The organism is Acinetobacter modestus (assembly GCF_014636095.1).
GTDB classification, from domain to species: Bacteria; Pseudomonadota; Gammaproteobacteria; order Pseudomonadales; family Moraxellaceae; genus Acinetobacter; species Acinetobacter modestus.
In genome coordinates, this window is the sequence record NZ_BMDV01000002.1 from 342,691 (window position 1) to 359,915 (window position 17,225).

Below are 17,225 nucleotides of genomic sequence, written 5' to 3' on the forward strand. Positions count from 1 at the left end.
TTTTTTTTATGTGTCAGGATTTATTTAGATTGGCGCAACATACTCAATAAAACATTATCTTTATCAATGATGTGATGTTTTATTGCTGCTAAAGCATGACCAACAATAAGTAACCCTGCAAACCAAGAAAGATAAATGTGTAATGGTTTCACTATTTCAAGCAGGTCAGGATTGTCTTGAACTAGGCGAGGAATTTCAAATAAATATAAAACAGGGGCTGGATGTCCAGCACTCCAACTAAATAAACAACCGGTAATTGGTAGCGCAAGTAGCATGAGATACAGTAAGAAATGGCCGATATGAGCCAAAGTCTTCATCATAGGTGACATGGTGTTTGGTAGCTTAGGGACTGGATGGGTATAACGCCAAAAAATTCGAATCACAACCAGAAAGATAATGGTGGTCGCTATATTTTTATGTAGTGTAATAACATTGCCTTTAAAGCTTCCATCAACGTCATAGCTGAGAAAATTACCGCTATAAAAGCCGATCAGCCAAGCAGTGATAAAAATAACCGCCATCAGCCAATGTAAAATTTGCGCTGTGCGAGTGTAATATTGTGCTGAGGTTGACATCGCAACATCCTAGCGGTGAGTATGAGTTTTACGATTTTAAATAGCTCATTTTTCTTCATATACAGCGTATATGTAACAGAGCGTTTTACGTGTAGAACAGTAAGTAAAATGCAACTTGATTGTTATATTATGTAAAGAATCTACACAGTCATTTCTTTCAAGTGATCCTTTAGGCACAATACGCGTGCTAAAATTTTGGATACAGGTTTGAGTTCGTGAAAAAATTATTCTTTATCGTGCCTATGTTATTTGCTTTAAATGGGTGTGTTGCGCCAAATACTAATAATTCCACTGCAACAACATCTCAGCAGCTAGGTATGGCTGCATTAAAAATTGCCGTGAATGCAAAATGCATTAATGAGATCAATACATTACCAGCATGGAAAACAGCGACACGTTTAATGACATCTGAGCAACGTGAAAACATTCAAACGAATGTATGTGGATGTGTTAGTGAAAAAGCACCAAATAGTGTAACCACTGTTGAATTGGCCACAGCTGCGATTGATCCTACAGCGCGTGCAACGATTGTGAATCAAGTTGTTTCGGAAACAGTGAATGCATGTGTTGCAGAAGTGTTGAAGAAATAATTCTCATGAAATACGCTGAGCAGAGCTAAGTTTGACTTGGTTCTGCTTTTTTAAATGAAACTGATATAGTCTTGTAATTGGAGATCGTGTTAATAAATTTATATGATTAAATTATAAAAATACTTACATTTAGAATAGGTTTTATATGAATAAGAACAAATTTTCTATTATTTTATCTTTCTTTACCTTATTGGCATGTGTTGACGCACAAAGTGCTGAACCAACTAAATTGAAAATGGGTACGTCAGCAATACAATTTGCAGCACAAACCAAATGTACTTATGATATCGATGATTTCGCCGCTTGGAAAGTTGCAAGTAAATTAATGACTAAGAGCCAAAAACAACAGAAGAAAAAGCAAATTTGTAAATGTGTTGGTAAAAATGCACCTACTGTATTATCTCCATCAGAGCTTGCTTTAGCGGCAGTTGATTCAAAAGCTAGAACAGCATTAACAGGTGTTGCTGTAGCAAAAACGATGAACGCTTGCGTATCAGAAGTGATAAAATAGAACAGTTTAAATAAGTTGTAATTAGCTGCTTTGAAGCAGCTAATCTTTGTGAGTAATATCATGTTTGTTGCTGGTGTAGATGAGGCAGGGCGTGGGCCTTTGGTCGGTTCAGTTGTTGCTGCTGCGGTAATTTTAGATCCCAATAATCCGATTGAGGGTTTAAATGATTCTAAAAAATTAACTGAAAAGAAACGTGAAAAACTTTTCTTAGAAATTCAAGAGAAGGCCTTAGCTTGGTCAATTGCAGAAGCTTCTCACGCAGAAATTGACGAAATTAATATTTTACAGGCAACTTTTTTAGCTATGCGTCGTGCTGTAGATGCTTTAAATATGCAGCCTGAAAAAGTGATTGTTGATGGCAACCAAATTCCGAAAGGAATTGAAATATCGTGTGAAGCGATTGTTGGTGGGGATGCAAGTCATGCGGAGATTAGTGCAGCAAGTATCTTGGCTAAAGTAACACGTGACCGTCAAATGCATGAACTAGATCAGCAGTATCCTAATTATGGTTTTGCAAAACATAAAGGCTATCCAACCAAAGCACATTTTGAAGCAATCGCAGCGTATGGCGTGATTGATCAGCATCGTCGTAGTTATGCGCCAGTAAAAAAAGCACTGGGTTTATAAATATATAATTGAGTCTCCATAAACAATTAAAGCGACTAATGATTAGTCGCTTTAATTGTTAGAGAAGAATTCTGTACATTAACGATTGAAGTTATTATGTCGAGTGAAATCGTTATTATCTTCTTCAAAAGAAAGTTGATAATCTTGATCAAGATGTTGTAAATGCTCATGCATAGCACGTTCATGTTGGATACGTTGGTAAATTTCCTCACGATGCACGGAAACTTCTTTTGGAGCATTTACACCAATACGCACCTGATTACCTTTTACGCCAAGCACAGTAACACTGACTTGATCCCCAATCATTAATGTTTCTCCGACACGACGGGTCAGAATCAGCATGTTTATCTCCTTGCTAAACGCTTAAACTTGCGACAGGGAATTCATTGTTTGAAAGCACAGCCTTAATATACAGAAAATTCTAACAGAAATATGTAAAAAACAGCTTTTTTTCGTAAGTTCTGTCGAATTCTTCTGAAAAACCTCATAACTTAATATAACAGAGCCACTGTAATAAAAACTATAGTGGCTCTGTATTTTTTACTATTTACTTGAAAGTAAATATGTTTATTCTACTATTAATTAAGCACGTGCACTACTTTCGCCATGTTCACGGTCTAAACCAAAAGCAGTATGTAGGCAACGTACAGCAAGCTCTAAGTAGTTTTCTTCAATGATGACAGAAATCTTAATTTCTGAAGTAGAAATCATGAGAATATTAATGCTTTCATCTGCAAGAGCTGTAAACATTTTGCTTGCTACACCAGCATGTGAGCGCATACCTACACCAACAATAGACACTTTTACGATGTCATCGCGAGTGACAACTTCACAGCCTTCAATGCTGCTTGCTGTTTGATCCAAGATTGCTTTAGCTTTAGCAAGATCATTGCGATTTACAGTAAAGGTAAAATCAGTAGTACCATCTTCTTCAACATTTTGGATAATCATATCCACTTCAATGTTGGCATCGCTAATCGGTGATAAGATTTTAGAGGCAATGCCTGGTTCATCTGGAACACCCAAAATCGTTAATTTTGCTTCGTCACGGTTAAATGCAATGCCTGCAATAATTGGTTGTTCCATGTCGTCTTCTGCCTCAGTCGTGATTAGTGTGCCTACGTTTTGTTTGAAATCTTCATCAAATGCGCCGTCATTGTCATTATCAAAGCTTGATAATACACGTAATGGAACCTGATATTTGCCTGCGAATTCAACCGAACGAATTTGTAAAACTTTTGAACCTAAAGATGCCATTTCAAGCATTTCTTCAAAAGAGATACGGTCAACTTTTTTCGCTTTAGGTGCTACACGAGGGTCAGTGGTATAAACACCATCCACATCAGTGTAAATTTGGCATTCGTCTGCTTTTAATGCAGCTGCAAGTGCTACACCAGAGGTATCTGAACCACCACGACCTAATGTTGTAATATTTCCTTCAGCATCAAAGCCTTGGAAACCTGCGACAACAATCACACGACCAGCGTCTAAATCAGCTGTCATGACATCGGTATCAATAGATTCGATACGCGCTTTGGTAAACGCGCTGTCAGTTTTAATACCAACTTGACGTCCAGTGTATGATTTAGCTTCTACACCAATTGAATTCAGTGCCATAGCTAACATGGAAATCGTTACTTGTTCACCCGTAGACACCATTTGATCAAGTTCACGTGGGTTAGGGGTGCTAGTAATGGCTTTAGCAAGCGCAAGTAAGCGGTTGGTTTCACCACTCATTGCCGATACAACCACGACCACTTTGTGACCATGATCATGCCAACGCTTGACACGATGAGCAACATTTAAAATGCGCTCAGGAGTACCCATAGAGGTACCGCCATATTTTTGAACGATTAAAGCCATAGTTGTTCCATATAAGCCATGACCCTGAGAGGCATCAGGGTCAGTTACACAAAAGTGAAGTTTTTATTATTGCTCAAGCCAAGCAGGTAATGCTGCGATTACTTGATCAAACTTCTCGTTAAGTGGCGCGCCACCTTGTGCTAAGTCAGGTTTACCACCACCTTTGCCACCAAGCTCTTGAGCTAAATGTTTGATGATGTCACCTGCTTTTAGAGTTGCAGCATATTGTTTAGCGACGGAGGCGATTAAACTCACTTTATCACCATCAACACCAGCTAAAATAATGACTGCATCTTCCAATTTTGATTTTACGCTGTCATGAAGATTGCGTAATGATTTGGCATCTAAACCTTTTACTGATGTGATAAGCGTTTGACGACAAGCAATTTCTTTGACTTGATCTAATAAATCAGCTGCTTGGAAGCTGGCTAATTTTTGATTCAATTGTTCAATTTGCTTTTGCAGACTTGATGCTGTTTCAACAATTGATTCAACTTTTTCTACAGTTTGATCTTTTTGCGCTTTCAATAAAGCATTGATCGTCTGGATATCAGCTTCAGCTTTTTGAACAACTTCAAGTGCTTTTATACCTGTTACAGCTTCAATACGGCGAACACCAGCTGCTACACCACCTTCAGAAGTGATTTTGAATAAACCAATATCACCAGTGCGCTTAACATGAATACCACCACAAAGCTCGATAGAGAAGTTTTTCTCTTCAATCACAGAACCCATAGACAGTACGCGAACTTCTTCACCATACTTTTCACCGAACAGCATCATTGCGCCTTTGGCTTTCGCTGATTCAATATCAAGTAATTCAGTGCTTACTGCTGTATTGGCAATCACTTCAGCATTAACTAAACGCTCAATCTGTTGCAATTGTTCAAATGAAACAGGTTGGTCATTGGCAAAGTCAAAACGTAAAATATCACTCGCAACCAAAGAACCTTTCTGTTGAACATGTTCACCCAAAATTTGACGTAAAGCTGCGTGTAGAATGTGAGTTGCAGAGTGGTTGCGTGCTGTTGCTGCACGAATATCTGCTTTAACCGTCGCTTCAACATTTTGAGTTGCTTTGAGGCTACCCATAGTGACGATACCTTGGTGTACAAAAGCACCACCAGATTTTTTAGTATCTTGTACTTCAAAGATACCGGTATCGTTTTTGAAAATACCTGTATCGCCAATCTGACCACCGCTTTCTGCATAGAAAGGGGTTTGGTTCAATACGATCAGTGCTTCGTCACCTTCGTTGATTTCATCAACTTGAACGCCATCTTTATAGATCGCAACAATTTGACCTTGACCTTGAGTTGCATCATAACCATCAAATTGAGTTTCGCCTTCAACTTTAACAATGCTGTTATAGTCAACTGCAAATTTACCTGCATCACGTGCGCGTTGACGTTGTGCAGCCATTTCAACTTCAAAACCAGCTTCATCAATCGTAAGATCACGCTCACGTGCAATATCAGCGGTTAAATCTGTTGGGAAACCATATGTATCATAAAGTTTAAATACAGTTTCACCAGCAATCACATTGCCTTTTAGCTGAGCCAATTCACCTTCAAGTAATTTCAGGCCTTGTTCAAGTGTTTTAGCAAATTGCTCTTCTTCTTTCAGCAGTTGCGCTTCAATGCGTGCCTGCTGTGCTGCAAGTTCAGGATATGCTTCACCCATGACTTCAATCAAAGGTTGCAACATCTTGTAGAAGAATGAACCAGTCGCACCCAGTTTGTTGCCGTGACGCACTGCACGACGAATGATACGACGCAACACATAACCACGACCTTCATTTGAAGGATTAACACCGTCAGCAATCAAGAATGAGCATGAACGTGCATGATCTGCAATGACTTTTAAAGAAGCTGGGTATTCAACTGGTTTATTCTGAGCTTTCGCTTCAGCTTCAATTGCAGTGGTGTCTAAACCAATGATTTCAGCGGCTGCTTTTAATAAGTGCTGGAACAGGTCAATTTCGTAGTTTGAATTTACATGTTGCAGAACCGCAGAAATACGCTCCAAGCCCATACCTGTATCTACAGAAGGTGCTGGAAGAGGGTGCATTATACCATCCGCAGTACGGTTGAACTGCATGAATACATTGTTCCAGATTTCGATGAAACGGTCGCCATCTTCCTCAGGTGAGCCTGGTAAACCACCCCAAATATGATCGCCATGATCATAGAAGATTTCAGAACATGGACCACAAGGACCTGTATCGCCCATTGCCCAGAAGTTATCAGACGCGTATTTGCCACCTTTGTTATCGCCAATACGAATGATACGTTCAGCATCGATTCCGATTTCTTTGTTCCAGATATCAAATGCTTCATCATCGGTATGATAAACCGTGACATATAAACGATCTTTCGGTAAGCCTAACCACTGTTCGCTGGTTAAAAATTCCCAAGCAAATTTCAGTGCATTTTCTTTAAAATAATCACCGAAAGAAAAGTTACCTAACATTTCGAAAAAAGTGTGATGACGTGCGGTATAACCTACATTGTCGAGGTCATTGTGTTTGCCGCCTGCACGTACACATTTTTGAGATGAAACAGCACGAACATAATCACGCTTTTCTAAACCTAAGAAACAATCTTTAAACTGGTTCATACCAGCATTGGTAAACAGTAAAGTTGGGTCGTTGGCAGGAACGAGAGAACTCGAAGCAACACGTGTATGCCCTTGCGATTCGAAGTAACGCAAAAATGCTTCACGGATTTCAGCGGATGTCATAAAACGAGTACTCACAACCAAGACACTCCATAATTTTGAATTTGGCTATATGCAACAGAACACGTTGTTTTTAAGTTCTACAATCGAACCTATTGCATGACATAGATTTTAAAAGTGCTAAATTATAACGGAAAATATGATCCCAACCAACGATTTTACAAGCAATATCATATAAAACTGTGTTTAAGCTAAAAATCTATATTCAATAGCGCTGTTCATGTTTTACCATATAGCATAGAAAAGATGATGTTTTGATGAAAGGGCTCTGCATGCAACGTATCGCTATCAATGGATTTGGTCGAATTGGTCGAAATGTATTACGTGCATGGTTTGAGAGTCCAAAACAATTTCAATTTGATATCGTTGCTATCAACGACATTGCCGATGTGCAGACTTTGGTACATCTGTTTAAATACGATACCACTCATGGACGTTTTGCAGGTCAAGTTGAAATTCAGATTGAAAATGAACAGATATTTTTAAATATTCAGTCCCATCAACGACAATTAAAATTACAGGTATTTAAACAGGCTCAACCTGAATTACTCCTTTGGGCAGATTTAAAAATAGATGTTGTATTGGAATGTACAGGTCTATTCCGTTCACGTGCTGATGCGACTCGGCATGTCGAAGCAGGGGCAAAGCGCGTGATTATTGGGGCTGCACCTTTTGATTCGGTCGATGCAGCAATTGTCTATGGTGTTAATCACAATGATGTGAAAGTAACTGATCAAATTATTTCGAGTGTATCTTGCACTACTCAGGCCTTGGTTCCGTTGGTCAAAATCATTGATGATGCTTTCGGGATTGATACCGCTTTAATGACAGAAATCCATGCAGTCACAGCAGATCAATCGGTATTAGACCATGCACATCGAGATTTACGTCGTGCGCGAGCTTCAGGACAGAATATTATTCCAACCACATCGAGTGCATTAGGGGCATTAAAACAAGTCATGCCAAAAATGGAAGGTCGAATTGCTGGCTATTCAATTCGTGTACCGACCATTAATGTCGCAGCAATTGATTTAACTTTTGTTTCGCATTCACCTATTACAGTACACAAAGTCAATGAGGTTTTGAGTAAAGCAGCTCAATATGATTATGCGCAGATCATGCAAGTGACAGATGAAGATTTGGTTTCAAGTGATTTTAATCATTCACCCTATTCTTTAATCGTCGATTTAACTCAAACCATTGTGGTGGGTCATCAAGCTAAAGTGTTTGCATGGTATGATAATGAATGGGGATATGCGAATCGACTACTTGATTTGTGTGAATCTTTTTGTAATTAAACAGATCATATATTAAAAAGAAAATTTGGGGATGAAATTATGACATTGATGTTGATTTGGGGTTTCTTGATTGTTTTATTGGTGGCTGTTGCTTTTTTATTTTGGTTTCAGTTTAAAACGTCAACTGTACAAAGCCAAGATATTTATGTTGCGCAATTAGAAGAAAAAGTAGCGCATTTAGAGTTGCATCTAAAAAAGAGTTTGGAAATTATGCAGGATCTCGCTAAGAAAATGCATGTACAACAAGAAGTTTTAGATAGGACTGTTGCTAATATTGCTGCATTAGAAAAACAAAATGTTGAGTTGGTGAATGTTTTGGAAATTGTGGTTAAAGGTGGGAAGAATGTGTCATGAATGAGTATTCCTCAAATGGGGAATTGACAATTGTTTTTAATTAAATATTTGTTTTTAAAAATATTTTGATACAAATTTAAAATAAGTAAAGACTCTATATGGAATTGTAAAATTTATGCAAAACAATGATTAATTTTTGTTAGATGGTTAAATATTTTTTAATTATTATTTTGACTGAAAACTAACTTGAAGTGTGTTTTGGCTGTTGCTTATTATAAATCGTGCTTCACAAAGCATTGATCACTAAACACATAAGGATAATTGATAATGAAAAAAATAGTTTTAAAACGTATAGCAATCTGCTCAGCCTTATTTAGTGCGATTGTAATGGTCACAGGTTGTAATGATGATAATAGTTCAAATAACAATAATGGTGGGCAACAGCAAACAACGACTGAAAAATTGACAGGGACTGTTGCAACAGGGGCAGCTTTGGCTGGAGCTAATTTGGAAGTCGTTAATAAAAATGGTGTAAAAAAATCCGTTGTTGTGGGGATGGATGGCAAGTTTAGTATTGATGTTGAAAAAGGTGCACCATATCTATTAAAAGCAACAAAGGGTGATGTGACTTTATATTCTTATGCGGGTGGGGCTGGTAATGTCAATGTCACGCAATTGACGAGCCAAGCGATTTTGGCAATTAATCAAAAACCTGAAAATCGCGATTATAATTCATTAGCAGATATTTATAACCATTGGGCGACATTAGTTAAAGATAGTACAATAGAAGAAATCAATACTGCGATTGAACAATCGGCTAAAGAAGTTGTTGCGAATTTAAAAACAGTGTTTGAAGCAAATGGCTTTAGTGCAACAACGGGTTATCCGAATATTTTTAAAACGGCATTTACTGCAAATTCAACAGGCTTAGATAAAGTTTTAGATCAAGTTAAAATTAATGGTTTAAATAGTGTCTGTACGGGTATTGGTAGCACATATACTTGTAATGTGCAGTATGTCGTTAATGGTCAACCGTTTGAATGGAACTATAGTGTCAATACGACTGGTTTAAATATTGTTGTTGATCTAAGTAATAATCCAAATATCCCTTCAGGAAATTATAATTTAAAAGTGACAACTTCAGTAATGGGGCAAGGTGCATCTGTAACGATAAATAATGTACCAAAACCTACTAATCAATCTGAATTCTGTGGTTCTAATGATGTAACTGCGCAATTACCACAAGGTCAATTCAAGATTAATAGTTGTAGCTTTAATGGATCTGTAGGAAATATCAATGCGACAGTAAATGCGAATGGATATAGCGTTACTTACGATGTTAAATATGAATACAGTGCAGCATAACTAACTCTAAAATCTTTGGTATTTTCATAGGTATCCACACTAGATACCTATGTTTAAAAGACTCAATTTCCTAAAATTCTCAGGTGCATCATATAAATCTTCGTGCTACACTACGCTGAATCGGGCATTCACCCGATTTTTTTATGTGGTTGCTTTTTGTGTGGATGCCTCCACATTGAACAGATTTTAGGTTTGAACATGACCATTTCAGAGACATGGTTGCTCCCTGATGGGGTAGCAGATGTATTGCCCGAACAAGCGCAAGTTGTTGAAGCTTTGCGTAGACAAGCGTTAGATTTTCTTGCAGTTCGCGGTTATCAATTGGTATATACACCATTTATTGAATACATCGAATCGTTATCTTCACTTTCAGAATCAAATCAAGATTTAGATTTGGTTACATTTAAAGTTATTGATCAACTTTCTGGTCGTTTGCTTGGTGTCCGAGCGGATATGACACCGCAAGTTGCACGTATTGATGCGCATGTTCGACCAATTGAAGGTGTAGCTCGTTATTGCTATGCAGGTACAGTCCTTCATACAAAACCGCAAAACTTCAATGCAACACGTGCTCCACTCCAGTTGGGTGCGGAGCTATATGGTCATGACAGCATCGAAGCTGATGTCGAAATGATTGATGTTATGCTTGGTTTATTGAAAAAAACAGATAGTTTACAAGGTGTTCACTTAGACTTAGGTCATGTTGGTTTATTCCGTAGTCTGGTTAAGCGCGCTGGTTTAAATAAAAATACTGAAAATCAGCTGTCTGATTTATATCAGCGTAAGGCTTTACCAGAATTAGAAGAATTTACTCAAGACTTGCCAATGGGTACTGATTTTTATGCTCTAGGTCGTTATGCGAGCGATCTAGAAGCTTTGCAAGCACATTTAAGTCCAGATGTTTTAAATGATGTTGATTTTAAAAATGCGTTTGATGCATTGAGAACAACTTTTGCAGAAATAAGATCTCGCTGGTCTAGCCTTGATATTGGTATAGATGTCATTGAACTGCGTAGTTACCACTATCATACGGGTTTGATGTATGCCATTTATGCGCCTAATCGCGCTGCGCCACTTGCTCAGGGTGGGCGTTATGATGGTATTGGTGAGCACTTTGGTCGTGCTCGTCCAGCAACAGGTTTTAGTTGTGATTTATATGCTTTAGGCGCTACGCAATTTGCTGAAATTGAAACAGTGGTCGCTCCTAAAGGCAATCAACAAGATTTATTGAATGCAATTGCTGATGCACGTACTCAAGGTTTAAGTGTAGTGCAATTGTTAGGTAATGATGATTTAAGCTCTGTACCTTATGCGACGCATCAAATGGTGTCGCAAAATGGGCAATGGGTAATTGAAAAAATTTAATTGCTAAGTTGAAAAAGCTTAGCTTCCAATTTTAACAGCATGATGTAATGAGGCTATTATGGGCAAAAATGTTGTGGTACTGGGTACCCAATGGGGCGACGAGGGTAAAGGTAAGATCGTCGACCTGCTCACAGATCAGGCGGCTGCGGTCGTACGCTATCAAGGTGGACACAATGCAGGTCACACACTTGTCGTCGGTGGTAAGAAGACTGTATTACACCTCATTCCATCAGGTATTTTACGTGAAAACGTATTGTGCTTAATCGGGAATGGTGTTGTTCTTTCTCCTGAAGCATTAATCAAAGAAATGGCAATTTTGGAAGCGGAAGGCGTGCCTGTTAAAGAGCGTTTACGTATTTCACCAAACTGTCCTTTGATTTTGCCCAACCATATTGCACTAGACCAAGCACGTGAGAAAAAACGTGGTAATGCCAAAATTGGTACAACAGGTCGTGGCATTGGTCCAGCTTATGAAGATAAAGTTGCGCGTCGTGCTGTACGTGTAGCTGATTTAATTCGTGGTGGCGCATTACTTGAAGAAAAACTTAAGGAAATGCTAGAGCTTCATAACTTCCAACTTTCTCAATTCTATGGCGTTGATGAAGTTAAATTTGAAGATGTACTTGAGCTTTGTAATCAATGGCGTGAAGTGCTTGCACCATTAGTGATTGACGTGACCAAAGTGTTACATGATTACCGTAAAGAAGGTAAGTCAATTATGTTTGAAGGTGCTCAAGGTTCGTTGCTTGACATCGATCATGGTACTTATCCGTTTGTAACAAGTTCTAATACAACCGCTGGTGGCGTAAGTTCTGGTTCTGGTATGGGTCCATTACATTTAGATTATGTATTAGGTATTACTAAAGCATATACAACGCGCGTAGGTGCGGGTCCATTCCCAACCGAGTTGCATTACGATGCTGCTACAGATACAGGTGATGCGATTGGTCGTCATTTAGGTACTGTGGGTCACGAATTTGGTGCATCTACTGGTCGTCAACGTCGTTGTGGCTGGTTCGATGCTGAAATCCTACGTCGTTCAGTTGAAGTAAACTCATTATCTGGTATTTGCTTGACTAAGCTTGATGTATTGGATGGTTTAGAAGAAATCAAAATCTGTGTAGGTTATGAAGATGTTGATTCAGGCTGTGCAGGTTCTTCTGATGCAATTTCATTTGAAAGCTTAAAACCAATCTATGAAACAATGCCAGGTTGGAGTGAGTCTACAGTAGGCTTAACTCAAATTGATCAACTTCCTGCAAATGCGTTAGCTTATGTAAAACGTCTTGAGCAGTTAATTGAATGCCCAATTGATATTGTTTCTACAGGTCCAGACCGTGCGGAAACAATTGTATTACGTCATCCATTTTCGGCATAAGCTGATGTGACGATTGAAAAGCTCCCGTATGGGAGCTTTTTTATTTTATAGATTTAGTTATTCAAACGACCTAGCAAAAAATCAGCTTTTGATTTCAATCTTTATTATTTCACAACTTAAAAAATCCTCATTATATTAACTATACATTCAAACAAAGAGGGTTTTAATGATGACGAAAAAGAGAATCCGTTACAATGGATATGAATTAGCATGCCAATGTTAATTCACGTCAAAAAGAGCAAAAAGGTACAGACCAATTTTGATCGGGCGGGGAGAGAAATTGGTTTGACTGTGTTTAATATAATAAGAACAAACCTTAAGCTTAAATATAAGACTGATAAAAGATTTAAGAGAACTGAAAGGTTCTCTTTTTTTATTCAGTATTTTCCTCAACCTCTTTCACTGCATTATAAGCAGCAGTAGGTTCAATATTTAGTAGTTTCTTGCCAAAGCTTCTGAGCCACCAAACCAGTTGAGAGGTAAAAGGAACTGTTGCACTAACCTCAACAATATTTTCTTCTAACGGCGTAATCTTTTGGTCTTTACTTAACTGACTTTCATAAAAGCTTTTTGCTGTACTTTCAGTCATCGTTAGTTTGAGCTGAATTTGTTCAGTCGGTTTGCTGTAATCTACACGGAAGCCCAACGCGCCTGATTCGATATAATTATCAATATCAAAATTTACGGGATGTAAAGCACGGCTATCAAGTACAATTGCTGCTTTAAAGCGGTGCAAGGCAAAAGTTTGTACTTCAGTTTTATCATTTCTGGTACAGATTAAATAAATTACTGCACCTTTTTGAACCAAAGCTAAAGGATTTAAAATATAGGATTTATCTTCCCCTGAATTGGTTCGTGCTCTATATACACATTCAATTTGTTTATCTTGTAGCAAGCCTTCATAAATTGCTTGTTGAGCGTGTTTATCAACCATCGGAGGGATTAATGGTTGCGAAGCAGGAACAATACGAACTCGATTGATCCATTGTCTGACATTGTTTTGTGTAGACAAACTACGTTTTGCCAGATCAAACCAAGGTGTCATTTCTTCAAGTAAACTTGGCGGAAGTAAGTGTCTTAAATGCTCTTCTACCATCATAAAAGTTACAGCTTGAGAGCTGGTCATATGTGGCAAGCTTTGGATCGGTGCATCTGAACGCCAACGCCAACCTTGCGGTACAGTCTTATTACTTTCAATGGGAAAGCGTTGAGCAATCTGATTTAAATCCCGCTGAATGGTTCGAAGGCTAATTTCGATTCCTTCACGTTGTAATGTTTCTTGTAATTCACGTGTCCCCATCCATTTCCCTGTAGAAAGACGAGACAATATCTGCCATTGGCGATAAAGGCTATTGGAAGTTTCTTTTTCTTGTACGGATGACATAAGCGTAATACGTAATTTAATGGTCTAAAGCAGACACAATAAAAAAACTAGCACTATTTAGCAAGCCTATGATCTTGAGATTACGTATTTACGACTGAAACAACTGTTGATTTATTGAATGATCTTAATCCTGATGAAAAAATAATCGTTTTATATAAGTGGCATTGAAATTGCTTATTTAAGATATAAATAAATGATGAGACGAGGTTTCTATGTCAGAACAAGAACACAACCTACATGTCAGTGCGGATTATTATACTCAAGAGCAAACGGCAGCGGTATCAGTCCATTCGTCTACATTTATCCCACAGCTTAGTGTCAGCACAAACTTGTTTGAGCAGCTTAAATCTGAGTTTTTTAACGAGATGCTTGATGACAAAAGTTTTAATGCGGAAGCTTCGAAAAAAATTGAACAGTGGTTAAGTGTTCGCAGTCTTGATGAGTTACGAACACTTGGTAGCCAAGCGAAACAACATTTCCTTTATCAGGGGATTACATTCAATGTTTACGGCGATCAAGAGGGTGCTGAGCGAACCATTCCTTATGATTTGATTCCAAGAGTGATTGAAAAAAAACAATGGGAAAAAATTTCATCAGGTTGCGCACAACGTGTGAAAGCACTCAATTCATTTTTAGATGATATTTATCATGGACAAAATATTTTAAAAGAGGGGCTGATTCCTGCTGATCAAGTGATTGCGCATGAAGCATTTCAGCCACATATGTTAAATCATCATCTTAAAGGGAAGGTTTATTCACAAATTAGCGGTATTGATATTATTCGTGATGGTCAGGGTGATTTCTTCGTACTTGAAGATAACTTAAGAACACCGTCTGGCGTATCTTATATGATTGAGAGTCGTAAGATTAGTCAAAAACTAATGCCTGATTTGTGCATCAGTAACAATTTGCAAGGCATAGAACAATATCCAACTTTATTAAGAGCAATTTTAGAAGAGAACGCTTATGTGGATAAGCCACTTATTGTGGTATTAACACCGGGTCGTTTTAACAGTGCTTATTATGAGCATTCATTTTTAGCACGAGAAATGGATGTGCCATTAGTCACGAGTCGAGATTTATTTGTAGAGAACGATCGAGTGTTTGTTAAAACAATCCGTGGTCGTCAGCAAGTTGATGTGATCTATCGCCGTGTCGATGATGATTTCCTTGATCCGTTAACTTTTAGACCTGATAGCACATTAGGAGTCGCAGGACTCATGTCAGCATATTTACAGAAGAATGTTGTGATTGCAAACGCACCAGGTACAGGTGTTGCTGACGATAAATCAATTTATCCTTATGTTGATAAAATGATTAAGTTTTATTTGGGTGAAACAGCAATTTTAAATAATGTTCCGACATATCAATGTCGTGATCAAGAACACTTGGATTATGTACTTAATAATTTAGAAAAATTGGTTGTTAAAGAGGCTCAAGGTTCGGGTGGATACGGGATGTTGATTGGACCACAAGCAGATCAACAACAAATTGAACTATTTAGAGAAAAAATTATTGAAACACCACATTTGTATATTGCACAACCAACTCTGGCACTTTCTGTAGCACCAACATTAACGTCTGAAGGGGTTGCTGAACGACATATCGATTTACGTCCATTCGTTTTGAGTTCGCCTTATCGTACTGAAATTGTGCCAGGAGGTCTGACTCGAGTTGCGATGCAAGCGGGTTCTTTAGTGGTTAATTCTTCTCAAGGCGGTGGTATCAAAGATACATGGGTTGTAGAAACATTACATTCTTGAACGTTTTCCTTAAGAGTTTTAGTCCAAAGTATCTGGTCTAGTGCCGTGCTTTGGGGGATTTGATCATATATAAGGGAGGACATTTATGGTTTTACTTAATTCAAGCGCTCATCATATTTATTGGTTAGGTCGTTATTTATTTAGAATTGGTCATGTTGCTAGCCATTTGCCATTTTGTGATGATGAACAAGCAGCAGATTTTGCTCAAGCGCTTTGTTTACATATCGATGATGCTGAGAATCTGAATAATTTTATGCTAGATCATCAACAACCCTATTCTTTATTGAGCCAGCTTGAGATTGCTCGAGATAATATTCAAGAATTACGTGGTTTACTGACAGCTCATACTTATGCTGAGCTGAATCATATAATTAAAAATGCAGTATCTGATGGTGAAGAGATTCAAGCCGTCGTAGGGAAGTGTTGTGCTCTCTTAAAAACAGAACAAAACGATGTTTTCTTATTCTTTCATGTTGGGCAATGTATTGAGAAAATTGATACGCATTTCCGTTTTCAACATAATATTCAGGATGTTATAGCTTCGATTGATCCGATTATTGGACAGTTATTTGAACTGGGTTGGGATGACTTGCAGCCAAATTGGCAGATTCTAAAAGAGCAACCTTATTTAAATCAGTTTTATGCCTTTACCTATAAGTTAGAAAATCAATTTGAGGCATTCTCATGAAACTCATGGTGAATCATCAAACGCACTATCGTTATACGCAAGTTGCTCGAAATAGTGTGCAATCGATTAAAATGATGCCGCAGAGTTCTATGCACCAAAGCATAGAAAACTGGCATATTAGTGTGCCGGGACAATATTCATGTCAAAGAGACGCATTTAATAATTTATGGATCACTGCAACTCAGAGACATGATTATCGCTACTTGACCATTATGGCGCAAGGTGTCGTTGATTTATATGCAACAGAACTCGGCTATGTAGAAACGGATGTTTCTCCAATGCTTTTTTTGCAGCGTACCATGATGACGTGTTGCGATCTAAGTATGCTTGATTTTGCTCAGGCAGTGGTCAAAGTAAAAGATCGTAAGCATTTAATAATTTTATCTGAGAAAATTTTACAACAAGTTCAGTACCAGCCTGAGACCACCTCAGTGACGACTTCTGCAATTGATGCATTTCATGCAAGACAAGGTGTATGCCAAGATCATGCACATATTTTAATTGCGATGTGCCGTGGATTACATTTACCAGCTCGTTATGTATCTGGCTATATATATGATGAAAATCAACCACACCTAGCCAGTCATGCATGGGCTGAGGTTTTTGTAGAAAATGAGTGGTATTGTTTCGATGTAAGTAACCAGATATTTACCCCAAAAAATCATATTTATGTCGCAGTTGGTCGTGATTATTTAGATGTTGCACCAATTCGAGGTATCCGTGAGCAAGGTGGGGTGGAAAGTATGATATCTACGGTTCAAGTTTTGGCTTGTTGAAGGTAAAGA

16 protein-coding genes are annotated in these 17,225 nt (G+C 38.1%); 11 read left to right on the forward strand and 5 right to left on the reverse strand.

Going from position 1 to position 17,225, the window contains the following annotated elements:
* Positions 1 to 20: 20 nt before the first annotated feature.
* Positions 21 to 575 carry a cytochrome b gene (locus IEV17_RS05685; protein WP_004661330.1) on the reverse strand — a complete coding sequence of 185 codons (555 nt, stop codon included), beginning with the start codon at positions 573 to 575 and terminating at the stop codon, positions 21 to 23.
* A gap of 215 nt (positions 576 to 790) precedes the next feature.
* Between IEV17_RS05685 and IEV17_RS05690 the strand changes: the two genes are divergently transcribed.
* From IEV17_RS05690 to rnhB, 3 genes are all read left to right on the forward strand, one after another.
* Entirely contained in the window at positions 791 to 1,165 is a 375-nt protein-coding gene (locus IEV17_RS05690) for a hypothetical protein (RefSeq protein WP_004661331.1), read from the forward strand.
* Between the two features lie 145 nt (positions 1,166 to 1,310).
* Positions 1,311 to 1,676 (forward strand): hypothetical protein, encoded by a 366-nt coding sequence (locus IEV17_RS05695; RefSeq protein WP_004661333.1) that lies wholly within the window; start codon positions 1,311 to 1,313, stop codon positions 1,674 to 1,676.
* Positions 1,677 to 1,736: 60 nt separating this feature from the next.
* Positions 1,737 to 2,303, forward strand: coding sequence for a ribonuclease HII (rnhB, locus tag IEV17_RS05700; RefSeq protein WP_004661335.1), 567 nt, complete (start codon positions 1,737 to 1,739; stop codon positions 2,301 to 2,303).
* Positions 2,304 to 2,381: 78 nt separating this feature from the next.
* On the opposite strand, the gene csrA is transcribed toward rnhB, so the two are convergent.
* From csrA to alaS, 3 genes are all read right to left on the reverse strand, one after another.
* Complete coding sequence (gene csrA / locus IEV17_RS05705; protein ID WP_004661337.1) at positions 2,382 to 2,645, reverse strand: carbon storage regulator CsrA; 264 nt, start codon at positions 2,643 to 2,645, stop codon at positions 2,382 to 2,384.
* A 240-nt stretch (positions 2,646 to 2,885) separates the two neighbouring features.
* On the reverse strand, positions 2,886 to 4,166 hold the full coding sequence (locus tag IEV17_RS05710) for an aspartate kinase (RefSeq protein WP_004661340.1): 1,281 nt from the start codon (positions 4,164 to 4,166) through the stop codon (positions 2,886 to 2,888).
* 66 nt (positions 4,167 to 4,232) lie between these two features.
* A complete protein-coding gene (gene alaS / locus IEV17_RS05715) occupies positions 4,233 to 6,923 on the reverse strand; it encodes an alanine--tRNA ligase (protein WP_171062406.1) in 2,691 nt (896 codons plus the stop codon).
* A 254-nt stretch (positions 6,924 to 7,177) separates the two neighbouring features.
* Here alaS and IEV17_RS05720 point away from each other — a divergent pair, with 254 nt between their 5' ends.
* The 5 genes from IEV17_RS05720 to IEV17_RS05740 all read left to right on the forward strand — a co-directional run bounded on the left by IEV17_RS05720 (position 7,178) and on the right by IEV17_RS05740 (position 12,605).
* A complete protein-coding gene (locus tag IEV17_RS05720) occupies positions 7,178 to 8,203 on the forward strand; it encodes a type I glyceraldehyde-3-phosphate dehydrogenase (protein WP_004661344.1) in 1,026 nt (341 codons plus the stop codon).
* A gap of 39 nt (positions 8,204 to 8,242) precedes the next feature.
* Complete coding sequence (locus IEV17_RS05725; protein ID WP_004661347.1) at positions 8,243 to 8,557, forward strand: hypothetical protein; 315 nt, start codon at positions 8,243 to 8,245, stop codon at positions 8,555 to 8,557.
* A 267-nt stretch (positions 8,558 to 8,824) separates the two neighbouring features.
* Positions 8,825 to 9,862: a carboxypeptidase-like regulatory domain-containing protein gene (locus IEV17_RS05730; RefSeq protein WP_004661349.1), complete on the forward strand. Its 1,038-nt coding sequence runs from the start codon at positions 8,825 to 8,827 to the stop codon at positions 9,860 to 9,862.
* A 198-nt stretch (positions 9,863 to 10,060) separates the two neighbouring features.
* Positions 10,061 to 11,227 carry an ATP phosphoribosyltransferase regulatory subunit gene (locus IEV17_RS05735; protein WP_004661352.1) on the forward strand — a complete coding sequence of 389 codons (1,167 nt, stop codon included), beginning with the start codon at positions 10,061 to 10,063 and terminating at the stop codon, positions 11,225 to 11,227.
* Between the two features lie 58 nt (positions 11,228 to 11,285).
* On the forward strand, positions 11,286 to 12,605 hold the full coding sequence (locus IEV17_RS05740) for an adenylosuccinate synthase (RefSeq protein WP_004661353.1): 1,320 nt from the start codon (positions 11,286 to 11,288) through the stop codon (positions 12,603 to 12,605).
* Positions 12,606 to 12,978: 373 nt separating this feature from the next.
* Here the strand turns inward: IEV17_RS05740 and IEV17_RS17135 are convergent, their stop codons facing one another.
* Positions 12,979 to 13,989, reverse strand: a complete 1,011-nt coding sequence (locus tag IEV17_RS17135; RefSeq protein ID WP_004661355.1) for a helix-turn-helix transcriptional regulator — start codon at positions 13,987 to 13,989, stop codon at positions 12,979 to 12,981.
* Between the two features lie 212 nt (positions 13,990 to 14,201).
* On the opposite strand from IEV17_RS17135, the gene IEV17_RS05750 reads away from it, so the two are divergent.
* The 3 genes from IEV17_RS05750 (at position 14,202) to IEV17_RS05760 (ending at position 17,216) form a co-directional block, all read left to right on the forward strand.
* Positions 14,202 to 15,752, forward strand: coding sequence for a circularly permuted type 2 ATP-grasp protein (locus IEV17_RS05750; protein ID WP_004661356.1), 1,551 nt, complete (start codon positions 14,202 to 14,204; stop codon positions 15,750 to 15,752).
* Between the two features lie 85 nt (positions 15,753 to 15,837).
* Positions 15,838 to 16,440: an alpha-E domain-containing protein gene (locus IEV17_RS05755; protein ID WP_004661357.1), complete on the forward strand. Its 603-nt coding sequence runs from the start codon at positions 15,838 to 15,840 to the stop codon at positions 16,438 to 16,440.
* Complete coding sequence (locus tag IEV17_RS05760; RefSeq protein ID WP_004661360.1) at positions 16,437 to 17,216, forward strand: transglutaminase family protein; 780 nt, start codon at positions 16,437 to 16,439, stop codon at positions 17,214 to 17,216. The genes IEV17_RS05755 and IEV17_RS05760 overlap by 4 nt, the downstream gene beginning before the upstream one ends.
* The last annotated feature ends 9 nt before the right edge of the window (positions 17,217 to 17,225 follow it).